This window comes from Candidatus Tisiphia endosymbiont of Mystacides longicornis, assembly GCF_964031095.1.
In the GTDB taxonomy this organism is placed as follows: domain Bacteria; phylum Pseudomonadota; class Alphaproteobacteria; order Rickettsiales; family Rickettsiaceae; genus Tisiphia.
Window position 1 is genome coordinate 1,255,852 of record NZ_OZ035004.1, and the last position, 22,741, is coordinate 1,278,592.

The 22,741-nt window shown below is 33.4% G+C and carries 21 protein-coding genes and 1 pseudogene; 18 read left to right on the forward strand and 4 right to left on the reverse strand.

Annotated elements, in window-relative coordinates:
* The first annotated feature begins 6 nt into the window (after positions 1-6).
* The 4 genes from ACQH6S_RS06350 to tyrS all read left to right on the forward strand — a co-directional run bounded on the left by ACQH6S_RS06350 (position 7) and on the right by tyrS (position 2,812).
* Complete coding sequence (locus tag ACQH6S_RS06350) at positions 7-675, forward strand: glutathione S-transferase family protein (RefSeq protein WP_341748867.1); 669 nt, start codon at positions 7-9, stop codon at positions 673-675.
* 84 nt (positions 676-759) lie between these two features.
* Positions 760-936, forward strand: coding sequence for a hypothetical protein (locus tag ACQH6S_RS06355; protein WP_425364431.1), 177 nt, complete (start codon positions 760-762; stop codon positions 934-936).
* Between the two features lie 44 nt (positions 937-980).
* The gene (locus ACQH6S_RS06360; protein ID WP_425364432.1) at positions 981-1,337 is read left to right on the forward strand and encodes a hypothetical protein; all 357 of its coding nucleotides are present in this window, start codon (positions 981-983) and stop codon (positions 1,335-1,337) included.
* Positions 1,338-1,570: 233 nt separating this feature from the next.
* Entirely contained in the window at positions 1,571-2,812 is a 1,242-nt protein-coding gene (gene tyrS / locus ACQH6S_RS06365; RefSeq protein ID WP_425360900.1) for a tyrosine--tRNA ligase, read from the forward strand.
* Between the two features lie 37 nt (positions 2,813-2,849).
* Here tyrS and ACQH6S_RS06370 read toward each other — a convergent pair whose 3' ends face one another.
* The 4 genes from ACQH6S_RS06370 to ACQH6S_RS06385 form a co-directional block, all read right to left on the reverse strand.
* On the reverse strand, positions 2,850-2,972 hold the full coding sequence (locus ACQH6S_RS06370) for a hypothetical protein (protein WP_425360243.1): 123 nt from the start codon (positions 2,970-2,972) through the stop codon (positions 2,850-2,852).
* Positions 2,973-2,989: 17 nt separating this feature from the next.
* A complete protein-coding gene (locus ACQH6S_RS06375; protein ID WP_425360244.1) occupies positions 2,990-4,798 on the reverse strand; it encodes an AAA family ATPase in 1,809 nt (602 codons plus the stop codon).
* Positions 4,799-4,813: 15 nt separating this feature from the next.
* Positions 4,814-4,999: a palindromic element RPE2 domain-containing protein gene (locus ACQH6S_RS06380; protein WP_425360245.1), complete on the reverse strand. Its 186-nt coding sequence runs from the start codon at positions 4,997-4,999 to the stop codon at positions 4,814-4,816.
* Positions 5,000-5,208: 209 nt separating this feature from the next.
* Entirely contained in the window at positions 5,209-6,378 is a 1,170-nt protein-coding gene (locus ACQH6S_RS06385) for a glycosyltransferase family 4 protein (protein ID WP_341748877.1), read from the reverse strand.
* A 16-nt stretch (positions 6,379-6,394) separates the two neighbouring features.
* Between ACQH6S_RS06385 and ACQH6S_RS06390 the strand changes: the two are divergent.
* The 14 genes and pseudogenes from ACQH6S_RS06390 (at position 6,395) to ACQH6S_RS06455 (ending at position 22,741) form a co-directional block, all read left to right on the forward strand.
* Positions 6,395-7,143, forward strand: a pseudogene (locus ACQH6S_RS06390) (alpha/beta hydrolase).
* Positions 7,143-7,904 (forward strand): DUF2608 domain-containing protein, encoded by a 762-nt coding sequence (locus tag ACQH6S_RS06395; RefSeq protein WP_375329745.1) that lies wholly within the window; start codon positions 7,143-7,145, stop codon positions 7,902-7,904. Before ACQH6S_RS06390 ends, ACQH6S_RS06395 begins: the two are co-directional and overlap by 1 nt.
* Positions 7,905-7,917: 13 nt before the next feature.
* The gene (locus tag ACQH6S_RS06400) at positions 7,918-8,916 is read left to right on the forward strand and encodes an efflux RND transporter periplasmic adaptor subunit (RefSeq protein ID WP_425360246.1); all 999 of its coding nucleotides are present in this window, start codon (positions 7,918-7,920) and stop codon (positions 8,914-8,916) included.
* A gap of 388 nt (positions 8,917-9,304) precedes the next feature.
* Positions 9,305-10,291 carry an SPFH domain-containing protein gene (locus ACQH6S_RS06405; RefSeq protein ID WP_341759013.1) on the forward strand — a complete coding sequence of 329 codons (987 nt, stop codon included), beginning with the start codon at positions 9,305-9,307 and terminating at the stop codon, positions 10,289-10,291.
* Between the two features lie 213 nt (positions 10,292-10,504).
* A complete protein-coding gene (locus ACQH6S_RS06410) occupies positions 10,505-11,980 on the forward strand; it encodes a sensor histidine kinase (protein WP_425364433.1) in 1,476 nt (491 codons plus the stop codon).
* 423 nt (positions 11,981-12,403) lie between these two features.
* A complete protein-coding gene (locus tag ACQH6S_RS06415; RefSeq protein WP_425364434.1) occupies positions 12,404-13,450 on the forward strand; it encodes an IS110 family transposase in 1,047 nt (348 codons plus the stop codon).
* A 338-nt stretch (positions 13,451-13,788) separates the two neighbouring features.
* The gene (locus tag ACQH6S_RS06420) at positions 13,789-14,361 is read left to right on the forward strand and encodes a ribonuclease HII (protein WP_425360248.1); all 573 of its coding nucleotides are present in this window, start codon (positions 13,789-13,791) and stop codon (positions 14,359-14,361) included.
* A 149-nt stretch (positions 14,362-14,510) separates the two neighbouring features.
* On the forward strand, positions 14,511-14,777 hold the full coding sequence (locus tag ACQH6S_RS06425) for a type II toxin-antitoxin system prevent-host-death family antitoxin (protein WP_341748881.1): 267 nt from the start codon (positions 14,511-14,513) through the stop codon (positions 14,775-14,777).
* Positions 14,764-15,075 carry a type II toxin-antitoxin system RelE/ParE family toxin gene (locus tag ACQH6S_RS06430; RefSeq protein WP_341748882.1) on the forward strand — a complete coding sequence of 104 codons (312 nt, stop codon included), beginning with the start codon at positions 14,764-14,766 and terminating at the stop codon, positions 15,073-15,075. The genes ACQH6S_RS06425 and ACQH6S_RS06430 overlap by 14 nt, the downstream gene beginning before the upstream one ends.
* Positions 15,076-15,317: 242 nt before the next feature.
* Positions 15,318-18,005, forward strand: a complete 2,688-nt coding sequence (alaS, locus tag ACQH6S_RS06435; protein ID WP_425360249.1) for an alanine--tRNA ligase — start codon at positions 15,318-15,320, stop codon at positions 18,003-18,005.
* A gap of 280 nt (positions 18,006-18,285) precedes the next feature.
* Positions 18,286-18,750 carry a peptidoglycan-associated lipoprotein Pal gene (gene pal, locus ACQH6S_RS06440; protein ID WP_425364713.1) on the forward strand — a complete coding sequence of 155 codons (465 nt, stop codon included), beginning with the start codon at positions 18,286-18,288 and terminating at the stop codon, positions 18,748-18,750.
* Positions 18,751-19,149: 399 nt separating this feature from the next.
* The gene (locus ACQH6S_RS06445; RefSeq protein ID WP_341748884.1) at positions 19,150-19,326 is read left to right on the forward strand and encodes an HIG1 domain-containing protein; all 177 of its coding nucleotides are present in this window, start codon (positions 19,150-19,152) and stop codon (positions 19,324-19,326) included.
* A 36-nt stretch (positions 19,327-19,362) separates the two neighbouring features.
* On the forward strand, positions 19,363-21,345 hold the full coding sequence (gene parE / locus ACQH6S_RS06450; protein WP_341759340.1) for a DNA topoisomerase IV subunit B: 1,983 nt from the start codon (positions 19,363-19,365) through the stop codon (positions 21,343-21,345).
* 7 nt (positions 21,346-21,352) lie between these two features.
* Positions 21,353-22,741, forward strand: a complete 1,389-nt coding sequence (locus tag ACQH6S_RS06455) for a S41 family peptidase (protein ID WP_425364435.1) — start codon at positions 21,353-21,355, stop codon at positions 22,739-22,741.

Sequence of the window (22,741 nt, forward strand, 5' to 3'; positions counted from 1 at the left end):
AGTTAATTGAGAAAATTATACCATTATCCTATTTGTCCATTATCACGTCAGGTTCGGGTGTTGCTAAAAGAACTAGATGCTCAATTTACTATGGTTAAAGAGGATTATTGGCAGAGGAATCAGGAATTTTTGTCTTTAAATCAGGCGGGTACTTTACCGGTCTTACAAGAGGCATCCAATTTAATTATAGCAGGAATTTATCCGATCACTGAGTATTTCCATGAAAAATATCCAAATTTTAATTTTATGGACGAAGATTTTGATATTAGATGCGAAATCCGTCGATTACTCAGTTGGTTTAATGAAAAATTTTACCGCGAAGTAACAAAAATTATTATCGATGAAAAAATAGTAAGACCATCCTGCCAATTAGGAGGACCTAGAACCGATTTTCTTAGAGCAGCAAAGACTAATTTGTCGCATCACTTGAACTATATGTCCAATTTATTGGAGTTACGTAGCTTTATTGCATCAAATTCCTTAAGCTGTGCAGATATAGCTGCCGCCTGTCATATCTCCGTTCTAGATTATTTCGGTGAAGTTAACTGGGATAAATGGTCATCTATTCGTCATTGGTATGCAATAGTCAAATCCAGACCTAGCTTTCGCTCTCTACTACAAGACAAAATACCAGGTTTTACTCCACCCACATGCTACGCCGATTTAGATTTTTAATGATTGAGATAAGAGGAATTTTCTGCTACAATTTCTAGTGAAGTTCCATGGATAAAAAATTTAATTAAATAATCAGAGGAAATTATGGGTAAAAAAGTAGATGAAGTTCAAGAGAGTTTGTCTGCAGAAGAGCTAAAGAGTCATGTAGGAGAAATGCCTGGTACTTTTCTAGCCTTGCAACAACTAGAAGAAGTAAAAAGAATCTGGAGGAAGCACGTAAATGTTTTTCTGGTACTGCTAGTAAGGCTTTTTCTGGGGTAAAGAAATTAGAATTTGAGAAAGCAGGAAAGGTGTTTGAGGAATTTATGAGTTCATTTGAAAAACTCAAGGAATTCGCTGATAGTGTAGATCATAAAAAACCTCTAGATAAATTAAGCTCTTCACTAACTCTTACAGGTCGCTTAAAAGATTTTGCTACAGAACAATTAAAAAAAGTTGAAAAAATATTTGAGGCACCCATTAATGCCATCAAAGATAATAAGATTTTAAATGCGGTGGTGAATGTAATAAAATGTTCATGTAAGGCAGTTAGTACTATGGTTAAAAGTAGTTTAAACAATGCTATAGCCATGGGAGACGTTGCCAAGAGTGTTGTTAATCTAGGTTCGGCAATAAAAGAGGCTGCTATGGGTAAAGGGACTCAACAATCAATGAGTAAGTAACTCACCTTACGCATAAACCCCATGACAATTTAAAAATTTCGGAAAAGTACAAAACGTCATTGCGAGCGAACGTACGTGAGCGTGGCAATCCACATATAGATTGCTTCGTCGCTACTAAAGTAGCTTCTCGCAATGACGCCAAGCTATTTTCTATATGACTTTTAAATGCCATGTGTAAGGTTAGTAAGTAACTGCTATATAGTTTTTTGTTTAATTTTATTATTTTGTAAATCATTATGCTTATTAAAGATTTTGAGAATAAAGGCTTTTTATATCAATGTACTGATTTAGAAAAACTAACGACACTAATGAACAATAGTAAAATATCTGTTTATATTGGCTTTGATTGTACAGCTCAATCTTTACATGTTGGGAGTCTGATGCAAATTATGATTTTGCGTCTATTGCAACAATATGGTCATAAACCAATAGTAATCCTGGGAGGGGCGACTAGTAAAATTGGTGATCCTACTGGTAAAGATGAGGCAAGAAAATCTTTAACAAAAGAAGAAATTGCCAAAAATGCTGAAGGTATAAAAAAATCATTATCAAAATTTATTAAATTCGGTACTGGGAAAAATGATGCAATATTAATTGATAATTCAGAGTGGCTCGAATCGTTAAATTACTTAGATTTTCTTGGCAAATTTGGTAGTTTTTTTTCTGTGAATCGTATGTTATCTATGGATTCGGTGAAATTACGTTTGGAAAGAGAGCAGCATATGAGTTTTTTAGAATTTAACTATATGTTGCTACAAGCCTACGATTTTTATCATTTAAATAAAGTATATGGCTGTTCTTTGCAAATAGGTGGTAGTGACCAATGGGGTAATATCATAATGGGCGTTGATTTTACCAGGAAACTAACTGGTAATGAAGTTTTTGGTATGACTACGCCATTATTAACAACTGCTTCTGGCAATAAAATGGGCAAGTCTGTTGGTGGGGCGGTGTGGTTAAATGAAGATATGTTAACTCCATATGATTATTATCAATATTGGCGGAATTGTGAAGATCAAGATGTAGTCAAATTTGCTAAATTATATAGCGAGTTAGAGGAAGATAAGATGCAAGAGTTTATTGTACTTGCTGAGTCTGATATTAATGGTGCCAAGAAGCAATTAGCATTTAATTTAACAAAACTTTGTCATGGTGAACAAGCGGCTATAGCATCCTTAGAAACAGCTACAAAGGTTTTTGAACAAGGAGAAATTGACGTAAATTTACCAACTATCTATATTGAACAGAGTCGTTTAACTCTAGGCATTTCAGTATATGAATTGCTTCATGAGTTGGGTCTTGTTGAATCAAAATCTGAGGGGCGTAGACTCATTAGAGGGGCTGGGGCTAAAATCAATAATCAACTAATCGAAGATGAAAATATGATGGTTGACTTGACTTTTATGCAGGACAACCAAGTTATTAAGATATCTGCGGGTAAGAAGAAACATATGTTAATTAAACTTTCTGCATAATCAATCTATCGCAGGCAGCCTCCTAGATGAGCTATAGTCAATTGATGAGAAGTTGGTGACGTTCGTCGCTCAATGCTCGCCTATTACTTATAGGCGTCGCCCCATCGTTCCTGCTACCCAATTCCCCTGAATTGACTATACCCAATTGCTTATTATACAAGTGCTTACGCTCTATTATTAGAGCTTCGTTATTTCATATTCTAACTCCATATTTTTTCCACAAAATGCCATCGAAATTTTTAATATTTGTTTTACATGTGAATGCTCTTTTATTTTACTATCATATTTTTTATTAATAATTTGTTGTAAACCAGATTTAGCTATATCTGCTAGCTCTTCTGAGGATTTAGCGATTTTATACTCGATAATCATCGCTTTATCACCTTTGCCAATTTTTGGAATCATCACAACGTCAGCTCTGCCATCCCCTGATTCTTGTTCACTTGATATTATATAATTAGGAGTTAACATATTAATAAAGCCGAGCATAAAGCCACTATAAAATAATTCGGCTTTTTTCTCTCCTGTTTGATGAAAACTAGTAGAATTAAGTAATAATTCTTGCAGACGCTCTTTAAATGCCTCTATTTTACCATCTGGTAATAGAGTAACAAAAGAATAATATCCAGAATTATCAATTTTTATTTGTTTAGTAACCCATTGTAGCATTCTTTTTTCATAAATATATTTCACCTCGTAGTTAGGAGCAGATAAATCATAAATATCTCTTTCTGGCATCTTGGTAGTTGTATTTAGGTAACCACTAAATAATAATAAGCTAAATAACCCTTCTGGTTGGTTAATATCAGCAAAATTTATATGTTTAGTAATAGAAGAAGTAATAGTTTTACCCGCAGCTAAAGCCTGGATATCTGTTTGCATCTCATCTGAGAGCAATACATGATCAATCCAACCAGTCCCACCACTATCAATCCAATAATGATCCAGCTTGCCCTTCTGAGCTAAACATCTCATAATTGACCAAGGATTATAAATGACTTCTCCACCAAAATTATAGCCATTATACCAATTTTTAATTTGTTCTGGATTGGTTTCAAGAGGTACTTTGGTTAATAATTCATCAACTTCTGCTTGAGTAAAGCCATAGATGTCTGTAAAATTCTCATCTAGTAGACTACATTCAGTTAAATTATTCAAATCTGAAAACAAATTAGCCTTAGCAACACGCAATATGCCGGTAATAACACCTTTTTGTAATGAATCATTGGTTTTAAGACTATTGCCAAATATTGCCCGGAATAGAGCTAATACTTCCTCAAACTCTTCTGAATTATTGCCAAATTTCATATAGGCACTATTAATTGGCGTATCATACTCGTCAATTAGTATGTAAACTTTTTGATTAAAATGTTTATAAAGTAAGTCGCTTAGAAATTTCAAACTATTTTTAATGTCATCTTCTATTAACTTGCCTGTAAAATATCTTTGTAATATTTCCTTTTGTGCATCAATCAATAATTTTTCATCTTGTTTTATATAACGTTCTAAATAACGATGCTTGGCAAATAAATTAATTATTTGACTTTTAATTCCCACCTCAATTTCTTGATAACTACTGCCTCTAACGCCCTTGAAACTTATAATAATAACTGGGAATTGACCTTGGCGTTTCATAGAATTTGCTACATTAGCAATTTTTAATGGCTTTAGTTCTTTAGTCTCATCAAATCCTAAATCTACCTCTCCACCAGTAAATAGTTTATAATTCACCTTTTGTTCTTGTGGTAGAACCCGCCCTTGCTCATCCACTTCTATCTCAAAAAATCTCCGCACCATATCCATATTCAAGCTCTTCCCCCACCGCCTTGGACGGGTGATTAAGGTGACTTTACCACTATCTTCTAACAATTCCTTGATCATTAGACTTTTATCAACAAATATATCGCTATTAATCAACAAATCGTAGAAGTCATCGGTACCAACAAACATTCTTGGCTGATAATTATTGTGGGTTTGTTCTTTCATACTTTACTCAATCAACTAAAATTCACTCTTATATCTAAATAATTTATGACAACTCATGAACATGGTATTTACTAATAACTTGCTTATATAGTCAATTGATGAGAAGTTGGGGACGTTGTTGCTCAATGCTCGCCTATTACTTATAGGCGTCGCTCCATCGCTCTTAGCCCCAAATTCTCCTGAATTGACTATATATTTCATTATAACATAATAATAACTTGCACTAACTATTTATCAGTAAAAAATTATAAAATTTTTAACTTCTTATCCAAAATTTGCGTAATAAAGTATTTTAGGGATTTTTTTGTTTAGGTTCTGTTGACAAAATTTTTAACGTAACCATATTAAAGCTCCAACAAAATTTAGAAAGGCTAAAAAGGTGGCTGGGGCTTTATCAAACCTAGAAAATATTATGTTTTCTTAAGCATTTCCTTATATAAATCTAAGGTTTTACTTAGCATTAAATCAAGGGAAAAGTTATCGATTACGGCTTTTCTTGCTGCTTGTTGTATCTTTTTACCTTCATTGGTTTTAAGTATGGATAAGCAATGTTCAATTTTTTCTGCTAAATCGCTTGGATCGTTTGGTTTAACATGAAATCCAGTTTTTGTATCTGATATTGTTTCAATAGCTCCACCAATATTTGTAGCAATTACTAGCTTTTCCATTGATTGCCCTTCAGTTATAGTACGACCAAATGCTTCTGGCTCAATTGAAGTAGATAACACTATATCTGAAATGCCATAAAGACCGAGCATATCAATTTCATTACCAAAAATTTGAACTTTACTTTGTAGTTTCAATAAGTTTATAAGAGATTTTATTCGATTTGTGAAATTTGGGTGTTTAGATAAATCCCCAACCATCAGACAATAGAAATCTAGATGTTTTAGTTTACCAAGTGCTTCAACAAGGGTAAGGTGACCCTTCCAACTGGTAATTCTTGATGGTAATAATATTATGGGAGGAGTGTTATTAGATAGACCGTATTTCTTTTTATATTTTACTAACTTTTCTTCTGTGACATTTTGGGGATCAAAATAGCGATAATCTACCCCTCGACGTATTACCACAATTTGTTCTTCTAAAATTTTATAATTAGTTACTATATGCTGCTTTACAAAATTAGATACAGCTATAACCTTCTCGCCTTTGGTCATTACGCTATTATAGAAATGTTTGAACAAATTTGAGATGTTGTAAATGCCATGAAATGTTGTTAAGAATTTAGTATTAGTAGCCTTTGCTGCCATATAACAACTCCAAGCCGGAGCTCTTGATCTTGCATGTACTATATCTACGTCATATTCCTTGATTATTTCTGATAAAAATCTTGCATTTTTCCATATTGAAAAAGGATTTTTAGTAGCACTATTCATAGAAATATGCGGTATATCTGCAGCTATTAATTCTTCAACTAATGAACCACCAGAGGAGACTACAATAACATTATAATCAACTTTTTTTAACATTTTAGCCACTTCAATTGTCCCTCGCTCTACTCCACCAGAGAATAAAGCTGGAACTACTTGCAAAATGGTTGGTTTATGGTATCGTTTGGGTGAATCTGATGAAATCATTAATTAACTAATTTAAATGAATAAAATATATAATACAGAAAATAAAAAATTTATCACTTATAATCATTATAAAAGTAGTAAAAAAAATATGCCTTCCGTAATGTTTTTACATGGCTTGATGTCACATATGAATGGTACCAAGGCTGTATTCCTTGAAAATTACTGTAAAAAACAAGATTATAATTTTATCACATTTGATAATTTTGGTCATGGAATATCGTCAGGTGATTTTCTTGATGAAACTATTGGCTCTTGGCTTATGGAAGTTGAGATGGTGTTAAATAAACTTGTCCTGCAGCCAACTATTATAATTGGTTCCAGTATGGGTGCCTGGCTTGCTATGTTGGCTGCTATAAAATTATTTGTAGCGTTATTGGTCTTGCTCCAGCAATAGATTTTACAGAAAACATTTGGGAAAATTTAACTGAAAGTCAAAAAAAACAAATGCAACAGCAAAAATGGCTTGATGTTAGTGGGCGTAATTGCAATAATACATACCCAATAAGCTATCAATTAATACTTGAAGCCAAAAATCACTTGTTACTAAACTCAAATAGTATTAATCTTAAGAAACCTGTTCATTTAATTCACGGGATGTTAGATATTGATGTACCTTATAATATTTCAAATAAGTTAGTAGAAAAAATTACTAGTGATATAGTAGTAATGAAATTAATAAAAGATGGGCATCACAATCTCTCAAGAGAATCAGATTTGGCTATAATTGCTAATTCTTTGGAAGAAATAATAAAATATAAAAACTAATGAATAACCATAAATTTGCTAAAACAGCTAAAGTCTCAGATTTTTTAAAAGTTGCAGAAGTAATAGATAAGCTAGATCAAGATAGTTTGGTGCTTTTTGATGTGGATGACGTACTGATCATGGCTCAAGATGAATATCGCTTAACTCATCCTTATAGACGTGAATGGTGTGTTGAAAGCAAAAAACGCTTTACTAGAAAAGAAAGGCAACTTTTTTTTAGTATTATTCTAAAAAATCGTACTATTCGCTTAGTGAACCCCAATATAAATGATATATTGAGTAAATTATGGGAGAGGCAAATTCCAACTGCTGCTTTAACCAAGCTATATACAGGTAGATTCGGGGTTATTGAAGATTTTACCAATTGGCGTTTAAAAGAGCTTAAAGGAATAAATATAGATTTTATGAAATCTACTCCAATAAAAGAGGAAATATTAATTGATGAATTACATAGTGAGAATGGTATGCCGATGATGGAAGAAGGGGTGATTCTTACTGCCGATATTGATAAAGGTGTAGTATTAGAGAATATTTTACACAAGAAAAATTACTACCCTAAAACCATAATATTCGTTGATGATGTTTTAGAAAATATTGAGTCGGTGGAAAAAATATGTACTAAATTACAGATTAATTTTTATGGTTTTGAATTTAGCGGAGCTTCTTTAGTACCGGAAGCAGAGCTTGATAAAAAAAGTGAAAAAATTCGTTTTGAAATTTTAGAGAATGAACATCGTTGGCTAACAGATTTAAAACTTTAATATGGTATTTGAAATGTTGAATAAATTAATTGTTTTTGTAAGTGTATGCATTATTTCTTGCTGTGCTATCGCTGAAAAACAAGAGGGCATTCCGGTAAAAGCCAGTAAAGTGCAAATGGCTGATTTGCATAATGTTTTCAGCGTTGTCGGACAATGTAAAAATGATGCAAGCCGGGATTATTATGCTAATATTTCTGGTACGGTTGATGTAGTATCTGATTCTCATGGTAAGGTTAATAAAGGAGATATTTTGCTTATTATTGACAAAGATTTAGCTACGTCAACTAAGTCACAAGCAGAAATCTCTTTAAAAACGGCGATGACTGCTTATGAACGTGATAAGGCATTATTTGCCAAAAAATATATTAGTAGTGATGTACTAGAAAAATCAAATAGTGATTTAGAAACAGCTAAGCTTGCTTTTTCCAAAGCAATGAATAGTTACAACGATATGGTTATCGTAGCACCATTTGATGGAAATATTGGTATAATAAAGCTAAAAAAAGGGGATAAGGTAGAACAAAAAAATTATCTTTTTAGCATTATTGCTCAAAATTCTACCACTAAGAGTATTTTAATGGAGTTACCTGAGGAGCTTTATAATCAGGTGTCAGTATCTACTGATTTAGTGATAACCGATAATAATGGTGATAAGATTAATGGAAAAATTGCTGAAATCTCACAATATGTTTCAGATAATGGTACTATAGGTGCTAAAGTTATTGTTGATTCTAATAGTAATATGCTACATAGAAGCTATGTACCTATAGACTTAATTATTAACAAACATCGGAATTTAGCAGTAGCTAGTCAATCAGTGCAGAGTAATAGTAAAGGTCAGTATTTTATATATAAACTTAATGATAACAAAGTGCAGCAACTTTATGTTAAGCTAGGTACTAGTCTAAATGGTCTAACAGAGATTATTTCAGACGAAATCAAAGAAGGAGATATGGTAGTAGTGGAAGGAATTACTAAGATTAATGACGGTAGCATAGTGAAATTATTATAGCTACCCAAAAAAGGTTTTAGCCATGTGAACTGACTTCACGTGAGGAGCCGAAGGCGACGAAACAATCCATAAAAGTAATAAAAATGGATTGCCACACTCACATATGTTCGTTCGCAATGACGTGTATGCATCTCAAACGTCATTGCGAGACTACGTAGTAGTCGAAACAATCCAAAAGTGAATAAAAATGGATTGCCACACTCACATATGTTCGTTCGCAATGACGTGTATGCATCTTAAATGTCATTGCGAGACTACGTAGTAGTCGAAGCAATCCATTTTTATTCACTTTCCTGGATTGCTTCGTTGACCTACGGGCTTCCTTACAATGACGGTTTGTATGGGTAAATACTAATCGGGTTAGTTATAGATTTAAAAAGGAGAAAATATGGAATATATATTATTAGTTTGTAGTATCGTGGCGATCCTTATTATTATACAGATGGTTAAGGTTGTGCCACAACAACAAGCATGGATTGTTGAAAAATTTGGGAAATTTGATAGCATCTTGCAGCCTGGCTTGAGTATTTTGATACCAGTGATTCAGAAAGTAGCCTACAAACACACTTTAAAGGAAGAAGCAATTGATGTGACTGCTCAAACAGCCATTTCCAATGATAATGTTACGTTACTAATAGATGGTGTGTTATATGTAAAAATTGTCGATCCAGTTGCTGCATCTTATGGGGTTAATAGTCCATATTATGCTATCACTCAGCTTGCACAGACCACTATGCGTTCAGAAATAGGTAAGTTACCATTAGACAGAACTTTTGAAGAACGAGAAACCTTGAATATCGCTATTGTTTCTGCTATTAACCAAGCGGCAGTCAATTGGGGGATACAATGTATGCGTTATGAAATTAAAGACATTCAGCCACCACAAACAATACTTAAAGCGATGGAGTTACAAGTTGCGGCAGAACGTCAAAAACGAGCCCAAATTTTAGACTCAGAAGGTAATAGACAAGCAAAAATAAACCATGCGGAAGGCGAGAAGGCTCAAGTTGTATTAAATTCTGAAGCTTCCTATATTGATCAAGTAAATAGGGCTAAGGGTGAGGCTGAAGCAATAGGATTAGTAGCCATGGCTACTGCTAAAAGTATTGAACTTATAGCAGCCTCTATTCAGAAATCTGGAGGAAACGATGCAGTATCTTTAAAAATCGCTGAACAATATATATCTGCTTTTGGTGAGTTAGCTAAGGATAGTAATACAGTAATTTTGCCGGCAAATCTTTCTGAACCAGGAAGCTTTATAACTCAAGCTTTGAGTATTTTTGATCAGCTGAAATCAGCGAGTGATAAGAAATTGCCTAAGGAATCAAATATAAAGGAATCATCTACAAAGAAAAAACTTAGTGCTAGTGAATAACCTGCTATACTCTAATAATGAGCGTTCACGGTTTTTTTGCTATTTTCTTATGATGAATAAAAGCCAAGCGTCATTGCGAGACCACGTAGTGGTTGTGGCAATCCATTATTCTTGGATTGCTTCGTTGCTACTAAAGTAGCTCCTCGCAATGACGTCTTGTACTTTAACTTTTTTCCTGTGAACGCTTACCTCTAAATAATATGTGCAAATCTAATGATTCAAAATAAGTATATTGTTAGACTGGCATTCTTTGGGTTATTTATAAATATCATTGTCAACATGATTTACTATCGTTACTTCATTATTGAAGAAATGATTTTAAAGCAAGTTGGAGAAGCAAATATTAAAATAGCTGGTGTTTATACAAAAAATGTCTGGAATAGGAATAAAACGGCTGTAAATAAATTACATGAATTTGGTTATATAAATTTATTGCAAGATGCCGATTTTATTAAATTTGCAACTACTTCAGTTGATATTTTTGTTAATCTCAATGCCTATATTTCTTTATATGATCTACAAGGTCATAAAATTATAACCAGCTCTCCAATTCAAATAACAAGTCAGGTGAATTTTCCTGAAGATACTTTGTATCAAAGAATTATTAGCCAATTTGACAAATATTTTTTAAAAGAGCTGGTTGTAGAGCAAGCCTTTAACAAAGCTTTTAAAGGAATGACAAGTCATATATTAATTCCTAGGGCTCTATTCCATATGTCAGGGAAAGTAGAGAAAGCATCCTGTATAACAAGTTATATTCCAATAATAAACCGCGACTTATCTAGGTATCCTGTTGATGGTGTGTTAGAGATTAATACTAATATTACTAGTTTATGGTCAAGTATTATAGAGCTGGAGAAAAAAGTATTACTAACATTTTTTATCATTATGCTAATATTCTTAATTATCGTAATTAGCAACACAAATTATGCACAGAAGATTATAGATCAACAATTTGAGGCTAATAAAGCGTTAGAGGAAGCGGTAATTAAGGTTAGAAACGAAAGTTCTGCTCATACTAAATTTTTTGCCAATGTTAGTCATGAACTACGTACCCCTCTAAATGCTATTATAGGTTTTTCAGAAATTATGATGTCCACGCCTTACAATAAAGAGCATGGTAATTATATAAAAGATATTAATGACGCAGGCAAGCATTTGCTCAGTATAATAACTGATATATTAGACTTATCAAAAGCATCGGCTGACAAGCTATTAGTTGACTTTGTTGAGTTAGATCTCAATAAATTAATTACTTCTACTGTAAGGATAATGAAGCCAAGAGCTGATCAGGCATCAGTGCAATTAATTGAAAAATTACCAAAAGATCATATCGTGATAAAAGCAGATCCCAAAAGACTTAAACAAGTATTTTTTAACCTTTTATCTAATTCTATAAAGTTCACCAAAGCATCAGGTACTATAACAATTTATGCTGAGAAAGATGAGCCTAAAGGGCTAGTTTATATACAGGTTATAGATACTGGTATAGGAATTGATGAGAGAGATATTCCCAAAGTACTATCAACCTTTGGGCAGATTGATAGTACCGTTGGCAGAAAATACCAAGGAACCGGTCTTGGTTTACCACTTACTCGCAAGTTGGTTGAATTAATGAAAGGTAAATTTGAGTTACAAAGTAAAATAGGCATAGGCACTACTGTAACATTAACTTTTGCTTATGATTAATAAACTTCCTACCCCAAACGTCATGGCAAGGAGCTACTTAGTCAGATGTCACCCCTGCGTAGGCAGGGGGCTAGATTCCACAACTGTTGAAAGTTAGAAGAGGAAGCGGTTTTAGACCGGATAGTTTAAAAATCGTATGTGGTCAACGTCATTGCGAGAAAGACCTTAGGTCGACGAAGCAATCCATAAAAGTAACCAAAGATGGATTGCCACGACCACTACGTGGTCTCGCAATGACAGAAAACCTATCTAAAACCCGCTTTACCTTCTAACTTTCAACAGTTGTGGGCTAGATTCCGCACCGAAGCGGGAATGATGGTATGGACGAGTGAAGCGAAATATGCTTTACTTGTACGGAGTCAGCTGAAAAATAGTTTTCAGCTGCTCCAAATTAAATAATAATTTAATTAATAGGTCCATACCATGATAAATAATAGCATAAAAAATACTATAATAGGAATAGATTTAGCAAAAAATAGTATGCACTTGGTGCAAGTCGATCAAAATGGCAAAAAAATAGGTTGCCAAAAAGTTACAAGAGATGAGTTAATAGCCTATTTAAGCAATCTCGATAAAAGTTCATTGGTAGCTATGGAGGCATGTGGAGGAGCTAATTATTGGTCACAGGAAATTGCTAAGCTTGGTTTGCAAGTCAAACTAATGAAAACAAAAGATGTAAAAGTTTATGCTACATCGAAACAGAAAAATGATTATAACGATGCGTTAGCAATATGCAAAGCGGCTCGTGATCCAGAATTAAAAACTGTGCTACTAAAAAGCAAGGAGGAACAAGATATAAAATTCTTGCATAAAATTAGAAGTAATACGATCAGAGATCGTGTGCAAAAAACTAATTCTACAATATCAAGTTTATGTGAATATGGCTATAATACAAAATTAAGTAAAAATAAATTTTGCAAATCATGTAGGCTGGAGGTAGAGTTAGCGTATAGTAAAGGTTATATAAATTCTGGGGTAAGGTCAATTTTACTTTTAGAATGTAAAGAAATTGAGGATTTATGTGACAAAGAAAAAACTTTAGAAAAGCTGATTATCAGCAATAATAAGCAAAGTGAGAAAGCTACTAGGTTGCAGACAATTTTTGGCATTGGAGCAATCAATGCTAGTTGTTTGAGTGTAGCCCCAATGGAAAGTTATCCAACCCCGAGGGATTTTGCTGCTTCGCTTGGTTTGGTACCAAAGCAACATAGCTCAGGAGATAAGATAGTTTTAGGAGGGATTACCAAACAAGGAGATAGATATGCCAGAACTATGTTGATTCAAGCCGCAAGGACAATAGCAATAAGAGCAAAAAGTGATAAGGAATCAAAAGATAAACTAGTGCAGTGGGCAGTGAAGAAATTTGCTGAAAATAAATCATATAATATTATATGTGTTGGTTTAGCAAATAAGTTAGCAAGGATTGCTTATGCAGTAGTCACCAATGGTAGCGAATATGTTGCAAATTAGTTTAGTTGGAAAAAAAGAAGAAACTATGTCAACTAAATAAAAATTGGTAATTGATAAATATTGTGAGTAAAGAATAGTAACAATAAAGAGAACGAAAGTTAAAGAGTTAATGAATAAGTATTCTGAATAAAATCCGTAATTATGTCGAGGCTCTAGAAGCCGTGGGAATGAGAGGTCACTCAAGGATATTTATAAGAATGCAGAAACCATTATGGCACTTGATGCCGAATATATGACCGCTTCCTTTGTGGCTCTATTTTTTTATTTTCTTTCTTGACAAATTCACTCGTCCATATATGACGAAAAAGTCAGATGTCATATTAAAATAGGAGAATATTATGTTTGAATTAGAGCAAAAATATTTTGGGTTAGTAGCTGGAGTAGATGAAGCTGGCAGAGGGCCGTTAGTGGGGCCTGTAGTAGCTGCATCTGTCATCATTGATCAAACAAGAATCATAAATGGTATCAAAGATTCTAAAAAACTTACTAGAGAAAAGAGGAATTTGTTATATGAACAAATAACACAGAATTATATTTGGTCTGTTGGTATAGTGTATCACGATGAGATAGATATAATTAATATCCTTGAAGCGACTAAAAAGGCTTGTACTATATCAGTAGCAAATCTTTCTGTTAAACCGGATACAATATTAGTAGATGGTAACATGAAATTTGCCGATTCAAGATTTATTAGTATAGTAAATGGTGATAATTTATCGATTTCTATTGGAGCGGCATCTATTATTGCAAAAGTTACTAGAGATCGTTTATTACTTGAGTATGCCAAAGAATTTCCAGAATATATGTGGCATAAGAACTTTGGATATGGGACAAAAGAACATCTAAATGCTATACATTCTCATGGTTTTTCACCTTACCATAGAAAAACTTTTAAGATAAAAAGCTTTTAGCCATATATAGTCAATTCAGGAGAATTTGGGGCTAGGAGCGACGAGTAACGACGTCCCCAATTTCCCATCAATTGACTATATTGTTATTAATTTGACTATATTAGTAACTTATGCTTTAATTGAGCATATTAATTAAAATAATTATTGTTATGGAACAATTAAATGCAACTGATGCAAAACGTGAATTTGGTGAATTACTTATTAAAGCTCAAGTAGAACCTATTAGTATAAGAAAAAATGGTAAGCCTATAGCTGTAATAGTTTCTGATAAAGAATTTCAAAAATTGGAAGCCTTTAAAGAACAGCTATTAAAACTTGCTATTGCTGAAGGATTAGACGACATAACAAAAAATAAAATATATGATTATAGGGATGTTTTTAATAACCTACAAATGAAGATCAATGATTCAATGTAAGTTTACTGATAGTGCTAGACGTGATCTTGAAGATATTACAAATTATACTCTAAAATATTGGGGAAAACAACAAGCCATAAAATATCTAGACGAGATATATAGTAAAATTATTACTTTAAGCAGCAGTCCTAGTATAGGTACTTTGCGTGCCGACATATATCATGCGTTACTAAGCTTTCCTATAAAGAAACATGTGCTTTATTATATAAAGCAGGAGGAAGGTATAATTGTTGTTAGAATATTACACAAACATATGTGCCATAAACTCCATAATTTTCCAAACCTAAATAAGTTATAAAATATCAATTATCCCTTTAAGAGACTGTCTGCGATAATTAATTATAGTCAATTCAGGAGAATTTGGGGCTAGGAGCGACGAGGGACGACGTCCCCAACTTCCCATCAATTGACTATATATATTCAAAATAAAAATACATTTATTGTAAATAAAATGAGTTAATACACTTAGTGTAGATATATTTATGTGATATAAAATTAAATAAAACATTAAACTAAACATTTTCCAAGGATCATTTACTCATGACTAAACTTACCACTGAAGAAATTAGAAATAAATTTATAAGTTATTTTGTTGCCAATAATCATTTACACGTTCCAGCTAGTTCTCTTATTCCTCATAATGATCCTAGTTTAATGTTTGTTAATTCTGGGATGGTACAATTTAAAAACGTTTTTACCGGTCAGGAAAATAGAAATTATCAAAGAGCGGTTACTAGTCAAAAATCACTACGGGCTGGTGGTAAGCATAATGATCTTGAGAATGTTGGTTATACTGCAAGACATCATACATTCTTTGAAATGTTGGGCAATTTTTCTTTTGGTGATTATTTTAAGGAAGAAGCAATATATCATGCTTGGAATCTTTTAACCAAGGAATTTGCTATAGCTAAAGAAAAACTATATGTAACGGTTTATCATACTGATGAAGAAGCAGCTACCTATTGGAAAAAAATTGCTAATTTAAGCGATGAGCGAATTATTAAAATAAAAACCACTGATAATTTTTGGTCAATGGGAGATACTGGACCTTGTGGACCATGTTCAGAAATTTTTTATGATCATGGAGAGCAGATACAAGGCGGGTTGCCAGGAACGCAAGAGCAAGATGGTGATCGCTTCATTGAGATTTGGAATATGGTCTTTATGCAATTTGAACAAGTCGATAGTGATACTAGGATTGAATTGCCTAAAAAATCCATTGATACTGGTATGGGGTTGGAGCGTATTAGTGCTGTGATGCAAAATGTCTATAATAATTATGACACAGATTTATTTAAGGAAATAATCGCCTATACCGAGAATATAGTAAAAGTTAAGGTAGAAGGAGAGGCTAAGTTTTCTTACCGGGTTATTGCAGATCATTTACGAGCTTGTGCTTTTTTAATTAGTGATGGCATCATGCCCTCAAATGAAGGTAGAGGATATGTACTTAGGCGTATTATGCGTCGGAGTATGAGGCATGCCCATATACTTGGTAGTAGTGAACCTTTAATGTATAGACTGCTTCCTAAATTAGTAGAGATTATGGGAACAACTTATCCCGAACTGAGAAGGGCTGAGGATTTTGCCAGTAATATCCTGGAACAAGAGGAAATAAGATTTAAAGCAACTCTTGAAAGAGGTCTTAAATTACTTGATGATGAAACAAACCATCTTAGTAAAAATTCAGAGCTTTCAGGAGAAATAGTTTTTAAATTATATGATACATACGGCTTTCCTGTCGATTTAACTGAAGATATATTAAAATCTAAACAAATCTCCATTGATCTTGATGGCTTTAATAATAAGATGCAAGAGCAAAAAGATAGGGCAAGAAAATCTTGGTTAGGTTCGAATGAATCTAAAACAGATAAGATGTGGTTTGATATTAAAGCAGAATTTGGTAGTACCGAATTTTTGGGTTATTATTTGAATGAGGCGGAAGGTAAGATATTAGCTCTTATTAAAGATAATAAATTAGTTGATACTATAGAAACTAGTCAGGAGAAATTCATTCTAATTAGTAATCAAACTCCTTTTTATGGGGAGTCTGGTGGACAGATGGGGGATATAGGTTATATCAAATCTAGCAACAGTAAAATTAGAGTAGTAGATACGGTAAAATATCTTGGTTCAATAATTGCTCATATATGTATTTGGCAGGAAGGAACCACCATTAAGGTTGGAGATAGTGCCGATTTTGCTATTGATGTCAAATATCGTAATAATTTAAGAATTCATCATTCGGCAACTCATATATTACATGCAGTATTACATCAAGTACTGGGTAAACACGTAACGCAGAAAGGATCGCTGGTAGCATATGATCGTTTACGTTTTGATATTAGTCATATGGCGGCATTAACCCAAAAAGAAATTATCTTGATAGAAGATAAAGTAAATCAGATTATTACTGATAATTCAAAAGTTACCACAACATTAATGTCAACAGACGACGCTATTAAAGCAGGGGCTATGGCTTTATTTGGTGAAAAATATGATTCTGAAGTACGGGTAGTAGCGATGAATTCGCTCGAACTAAATTCACTTGAGTTATGTGGTGGTACACATGTTACTAGAACCGGTGATATTGGGATGTTTAAAATTACCAGTGAAAATGCTATTGCAGCTGGCGTTCGGAGGATAGAAGCGGTTTGCGGTGAATTTGTCTTAAAACTAATTAGGCAGAATGATGCGATGATTGAAAATATATCTGCCGCTTTAAAAATAGGTAAGAATGAACTTATTGATAAGGTGAATAGTCTAATTGCTAGTAAGAAACAATTAGAAGATCAGTTAGTATCTCTGCAGGTCTCGATGCTTGATTTGAATATTGAACAAATTGCCAAAGAATCAGTCAGTGTTTCTGATATAAAGTTTGTTTACAAGCTAGTACATAATATAGATAGTAAAATATTACGCTTATCTGCTGAACGAATAGTTGATAAGTCTGATAATCTTGTAGTTATATACATAGCTATGCCGGAAAAATCTAAAGAGGTTAGTGGTAGCACAGGGCATAATACTTGCAAATTATCGATTACAGTTGCTGTTAGTAAAAAAATCAGTAATAAGGTTCATGCTGGTAATTTAGCTAAAGAAATATCTATATTCCTTGGCGGTAGTGGCGGTGGTGGTCAAGCGAATATAGCTCAGGCAGGTGGTACTGATGTAAGTAAACTAGGAAAGTTACCAGATATGATAAAGGGGGTGTTATCAGAACTTTAACGGATTATAGTCAATTCAGGAGAAGTTGATGCTAGGAGCGATGGAGCGACGCCTATAAGTAATAGGCGAGTGACGACGTCACCAACTTCTCATCAATTGACTATAGATATATGGTATTTCTGACACAGATACTAAAGAGTTTAAAATGTAATATTAGAATAATTTTATGCTTTTAAGTAGTGATATGATAGTATATAATGCAGGCAATGGGTGTTTGACAATTTTTTGTTAGGCAAATGTAAATCAGTAGCTTATTTAATAATTTAAGGAGTTTGTTATGATACTAAAAAAAACCACAATAGCTTTTTTAGCACTATTTATGCTTTCTGGGTGTGGTGCAAAGAAAAAACCGATAGATACGGGTATAACTAATGAAGTTGAGGAAAGTTCTCTAGCTTCTGATTTTGAAAGACGTGCTGGTGACAGGGTGTTTTTTGCTTTTAATAAATCAGATATTTCGCCTCAAGCAAAAGAACAGCTAAGTAAACAAGCTAATTGGTTAAAAAGCCATCCTAAAGTAACAGCCACTATTGAAGGGCATTGTGATGAGAGAGGGACAAGAGAGTATAACTTGGCGCTTGGTGAAAGAAGAGCAGAGGCTGTTCGAAAATACTTGACTAATAATCTAGGAGTTGAGGAGAGCAGGCTTGATACTATCTCTTATGGTAAAGAGAGACCAGCTGTTCTTGGTGATAATGAAGCAGCTTGGGTACAGAACCGTAGGGCTGTAACTTCTATAAAATAAAGTATACAACGTTACTAAGTTTAGCAAAGTCGCCACTTTTAGTGGCGACGAAGCAATTCATGAGAATTAGTATAGATACATCGACTACATGGATTGCTTCGTTGTGCGGTTTCCGCACTCCTCGCAATGACGCATAAGCGTTAGTTTAAGAAAACAATAATTAAAAAATCGTCATTGCGAGGAGATCGTAAGGTCGACGAAGCAATCTAATAAATGTCGATTGCCACGATCACGTAGTGGTCTTGCAATGACATTTTGCACTTTCCTGGAATTTTTAAATTGTCATGTGGTTTGTGCGTAAGGTGAGTTATAGAATAAAAATTGTAGGGTACTATGGCTTATTCGGCACTAATTCAGGTTAATTGACTATATAATAAAGTAATTTTTAGAGATAATTTTGTGGTATATATATTAATTGCTTTAAGTTTGACTACATTAATCTTAGTGCTAGGTGTTGTCTCTATGGCTATTGGCGGGAAAATTGACAAAAAATTTAGTTCCAAATTAATGTCGTTACGGGTTATATTTCAAGCATTTGCTGTATGTGTTCTTGCTTTTCTCTATCTTTCAAAATAGTATATTCATCAAAAACTTGTAAGTTAACATCATAATATGCTTGATCTATTTAGCTTTAATGAAAAAAAGCCCAAAATTAATAATTCGTATACAGCAAAAGATATTGAAGTATTAGAAGGGCTTGAGCCTGTACGCAAGCGTCCTGGTATGTATATTGGCGGGACGGACGAGAATGCTATGCATCATCTTGTTTCGGAAGTGCTAGATAATGCTATGGATGAAGCTGTTGCTGGTTTTGCTAGCGTTATCACCATAAAGATGCATGTAAATAATAGTATCACTATCTCTGATAATGGTAGAGGGATTCCTGTTGATAATCATCCCAAATTTCCTGATAAATCTGCTCTTGAGGTAATTTTAACTCACCTTCATTCTGGTGGTAAATTTTCAAATAATGTCTATCAAACAGCAGGTGGCTTACATGGAGTTGGCATTTCGGTTGTTAATGCTTTATCCGACTATTTAGAAATTAAAGTATATAAGCAGGGTAAATTATTCAAGCAATCTTATTCCAAAGGACAAAAATTGAATGATTTAACCAGTGAAGATATTGCCAAAAAATTAAGGGGAACATCTATCAATTTTCATCCTGACCCAGAAATTTTTGGAGAGAAACCATCCTTTTCACCAAAAAGAATATATGAATTAGCCAAATCAAAAGCCTATTTGTATAGAGGGGTAACGATAGAGTGGCAATGTGAAGTTGAAACTAAAAGCGATGTTCCAGCAACAGCTCTCATCCATTTTCCAGATGGTTTGAAAGATTATTTAATTTCTAAAATAAATTTGGAAGATTTAGTTAGTGGAGAGATTTTTTGTGGTAATATTGAGTGGGACCAGGATCACATAAAAGTGGAATGGGCAATTGCTTGGCATAAAAATGAAGACCAGCCTTTTATCCAATCCTATTGCAACACTATTCCTACCCCTCTTGGTGGAACCCATGAGCAAGGTTTGCGTAGTGCATTACTGCGTGGTATAAAGGTATATGGTGAAATGACCGGTAATAAAAAAACCACTTTACTTACTATTGAGGATATTCTAGAAACTTCTTCTATTGTTTTTTCTGTATTTATCCAAGAGCCAATATTTCAAGGACAAACAAAAGAAAAATTGGTTTCGCCTGGGATTAATAAAATAGTAGAGAACATTGTTAAAGACCATTTTGATCATTGGTTGAGTAGTAATAAACTCGTAGCCAACCAGCTGCTTGAACATATAGTTAATATTGCGGAATACCGAATAAATAAGCGTAACGAAAAAAATATTTCACGTAAAACTGCTACACAAAAATTGCGATTACCAGGTAAATTAGCAGATTGTACAAGAACCTCTCCTAATGGGACGGAATTATTCTTGGTTGAAGGAGATTCTGCCGGGGGATCAGCTAAACAGGCAAGAGATCGAGAAACACAAGCTATTTTACCTCTTAGAGGTAAAATTTTGAATGTTGCCAATGCAACTTTCGAGAAAATTACTAACAACCAAGAAATTCAAGATTTAGAGGTGGCATTAGCCTGTGGTAGTCTTAAAAATTATCGAGAGGAGAATTTGCGTTATGAAAAAATAATAATTATGACAGATGCTGATGTTGACGGAGCTCATATCGCCTCATTGTTAATGACGTTCTTTTATCTTCGTATGCCGAAGTTAATATCTTCAGGTCATTTATATCTTGCTAAACCACCTCTTTATAGATTAACCCAATCTAATAAAACTTACTATGCAGTAAATGATCAACAAAAAACTGATTTAACTGCTAAATTATTAAAAAATAGTAAGGCTAAAATAGATATTGGTCGATTTAAGGGGTTAGGTGAAATGATGCCAGCTCAGTTAAAAGAAACAACAATGAACCCAAAAAATAGAACCATTCTAAAAGTTACTATAGATGATTTTGATAATATTGCTAAGATAGTAGACGATCTTATGGGCAAAAAACCAGAAAAACGTTTTCAGTTCATTTATAATCAGGCTTTAATTAAGATGGATACAATTATAAACAATTTAGATATTTAGGAGTACTATGTTCATACGCTTTATAATGTTATTATCAAGTTTTATCTTTTGTGCCAATATCACATTTGCGGAAGAACCGAAAAAAAAGAACGAATTATCAGATACAGCTTATCTCAAACAATTTCAAGAGGTCTTTGAGCGTATTAATAAAGACTATGTTCAAGAACCGGAAAAACAAAAAATGACCGATGCTGCTATCGAAGGCATGTTAACTTCGCTAGATCCCCATTCTAGCTATTTTACTGATGATGATCTAAAAGATTTTCTTAATGAGACTAAAGGAGAGTTTGGCGGTATTGGTGTTCAAGTGCAGTATGATAATGGTGCCATCAAAGTCATTTCCCCTATTGATGATCTAGCAGCTTATAAGGCGGGTATAAAAGCTGGAGACTATATAGTAGGAGTTAATGATGAGTTTGTATCAACTTTAGGTTTTCATAAATCTGTCAAAGAGATGCGTGGAGAACCAGGAACAAAAGTGAAATTACTGGTGATTACAGAAGGTGAATCTAAGCCAAAAGAAATTGAACTTATCCGCGAAATAGTTACCATTACCCCAGTAAAAGCTCATTTAGAAAAAAATAATATAGCTTATATAAGAATAGGGGCTTTTAATGAACACACCATTGAAGAATTAAAAAAATCTATGAAAACTTTAAAAGATGGTAGTAAAAATAGCATAGAGGGTATTATTCTAGATTTACGTAATAATCCTGGTGGTTTGTTAGAGCAGGCTGTTGCTGTTAGCGAATATTTTATTGATTCTGGAGTAATTGTTACTACCAAGGGAAGAACCAAGAATAGTAATGCGGTATTTAATAGCAATAAATCTGCAGAAAAAGCTCCATTAGTTCCGATGATTGTTCTTATTAATGTTGGCTCTGCCTCAGCTGCAGAAATTGTAGCAGGTAGCTTGCAAGATCATAAAAGAGCGATAATACTTGGCATAAAATCTTTCGGTAAAGGATCTGTACAAAGCTTTTCGGTAATCAGTCCTAGAGCGGCTGTAAAGCTTACTACGGCTAAATATTACACCCCTAATGATCGTTCAATTCAAGCAGAGGGTATCGAACCTGACATATTTGTTGAGATGGTAAAAGTTGAATATCCCGAAACAAAAATGATAGATGGAAGATTCTCTGAAGCTTCTTTAAAAAATTACTTAAAAAACGATAACAAAAAAAATGATGATAAAAAACTAGACTCTACAAATAAAGATAAAGAGGCTATTAAGAAAACAGATGATACTACAAAAGATAAAGATAAAACAAAAACGACTGAATCAAAAAATACTTTAGACCAACTATCTGATCTTTATAAAAAAGATTATCAATTTGCTAGAGCTTATGATTTGATTATGGGATTAATTTTAACTAATAAAGCAAAAGGGCATTGA